This is a genomic window from Variovorax sp. 01T439_2 (assembly GCF_056398445.1).
Genome location: NZ_JBFTPJ010001094.1, coordinates 1 through 1,779 on the forward strand (window position 1 = coordinate 1; position 1,779 = coordinate 1,779).

Sequence of the window (1,779 nt, forward strand, 5' to 3'; positions counted from 1 at the left end):
CGCGCAGGCTGTCCAGGTCGTCGCCCCACACATCGGCCAATGCGTTGCGCTCGACCACGTCGCCGATGCGCGTGGCCGTGCCGTGCGCATTGCAGTAGCCCACGTCGCGCGGCTGGAGGCCGGCCTGGCGCAGCGCCTGGCGCAGCGCGCGCGCCTGGCCGGGTGCGTCGGGCTTGGTGAGATGGGTGGCGTCGCTGCCGAGGCCCCAGCCGGCCAGCGTGGCGTAGCTGCGGGCGCCACGGCTGCGTGCGCGTTCGGCGGATTCGAGCACCAGGAAGGCCGCGCCTTCGCCCAGCGCAAAGCCGCTGCGGTCGCTCGCAAAGGGCCGCACCGCGCCGGCCGCTTCGCCGGGCTGGAAGCTGGCCAGGGTTTGCATGGCCTGCCAGGCCAGCACCACGCCCGGCACGATCAGCGCTTCGCTGCCGCCGGCAATGGCCATGTCGACTTCACCGCGCTCGATGGCCTTGGCCGCTTCGGCAATGGCCACCGACGACGAGGCGCAGGCGACCGAGTAGGTCAGCACCGGCCCCTGCACGCCCTGGCGCATGGCGACGTGGGCGGCGGGCGCGTTGGGCATGAAGGCGGGAATGGTGAGCGGCGAGACCCGCCCGTTGCCGCGGTAGGCGGCTTCGAGCGCCGCGGCGCCGCCCATGCCGCAGCCGGCATAGATGCCGATGCGTTCAGGATCGGCGTCGTTGTGGGCGGCAAGGCCTGCATCGCGCAGCGCGAGGTCGGCGGCGGCCACCGCGAGCTGGCTCACGCGGTCGACGCCGGCGAGCTGCAGCTTGGTGAACCAGCGTGTTTCGTCGAAGTCCACCGTGGCGGCGGCGGCGGGCTTGGGCAGTTCGGGGAAGACCGGCCGGATGGCCGACTGGCCGTCGAGCAGGGCCTGGAACAGCGCGCCGGGCTCGTCGCCGTGCGGCGCCACGACGCCCAGGCCGGTGACGCAGACCTCGTGCTTCACGCTGTCTTCGCGGCCCTGACCTTGTCGACCAGCACCGCGAGTTCGTTCAGCGTGTCGATGTTGGCGTCTTCATCGGGCATGGTGATGCCGAAGTGGTCTTCGATGGCAAACAGGAACTCGGCCAATGCCAGCGAGTCGAGCCCGCCGGTTTCGCGCATCGATGCGTTGGGGTCGAGCTTGGACGGTTCGATACCGTACTTCTCGTGGATCAGGTCCTGCAATTCCTTCAGCGAACTCATCGTGCGATGCCTGTTGTCGTGTGCCGGCCGCTGATCGATCGCCGCCCTCGGGGCGCGCCATGGGATCGACCCCTTCCTCGCTCGGCTTGTGGGTCAGTGATGGCCAATGATATCCGCTCCCACCAGGGTATTGCTCCGGCGCATGCCCTCCGGCCGCCAGCGCAGCGAAGGAAGCGCGAAGGCCATTCCCAGCAGCGCGCCGGCCAGCGCGTCGAGCACCACGTGCTGCTTGACGGCCAATGTCGAATACGCAATGGCGGCAAACCACAGCCAGTTGGCAAGGCGCAGGAAGACCGGCGTGCGCGCCTCGCGCAGCACGTGGTCCAGCCGGATGGCCGTGAAGATGGCCACCGCCACGTGCATCGAGGGGCAGGCGTTGCCCGCTGCGTCCACGCCCTGCAGCATCGCAAAGCCGGGATAGCCCGACACGTCGATGGCCAGCGGCGGTATCTGCGTCGGCCAGAAGTAGAAGAGGCCCAGCCCCGTCAGGCACAGCGCGCCGATCCACAGCCCGTACACCACCAGCTCGCGGAAGTTGGGCTGCAGGCCGGGCGCGATGCCCACGTAGAACCACAG

The 1,779-nt window shown here is 70.0% G+C and carries 3 protein-coding genes; all 3 read right to left on the reverse strand.

Annotated features, from left to right (window positions below; all coding sequences use genetic code 11):
- The coding region (locus AC1DOC_RS32290) for a beta-ketoacyl synthase N-terminal-like domain-containing protein (protein ID WP_478131399.1) at nt 1-964 on the reverse strand (964 nt) is incomplete at its 3' end.
- Nucleotides 961-1,203: an acyl carrier protein gene (locus tag AC1DOC_RS32295; protein WP_012746984.1), complete on the reverse strand. Its 243-nt coding sequence runs from the start codon at nt 1,201-1,203 to the stop codon at nt 961-963. The genes AC1DOC_RS32290 and AC1DOC_RS32295, both read right to left, overlap by 4 nt.
- A gap of 93 nt (nt 1,204-1,296) precedes the next feature.
- A partial coding sequence (locus AC1DOC_RS32300; protein WP_478131400.1) for a phosphatase PAP2 family protein occupies nt 1,297-1,779 on the reverse strand: 483 nt, incomplete at its 5' end.

Bases quoted from the DNA above. Each gene is read 5' to 3' on its own strand.
- AC1DOC_RS32295 (WP_012746984.1), bottom strand. From the start codon at position 1,203: ATGAGTTCGCTGAAGGAATTGCAGGACCTGATCCACGAGAAGTACGGT.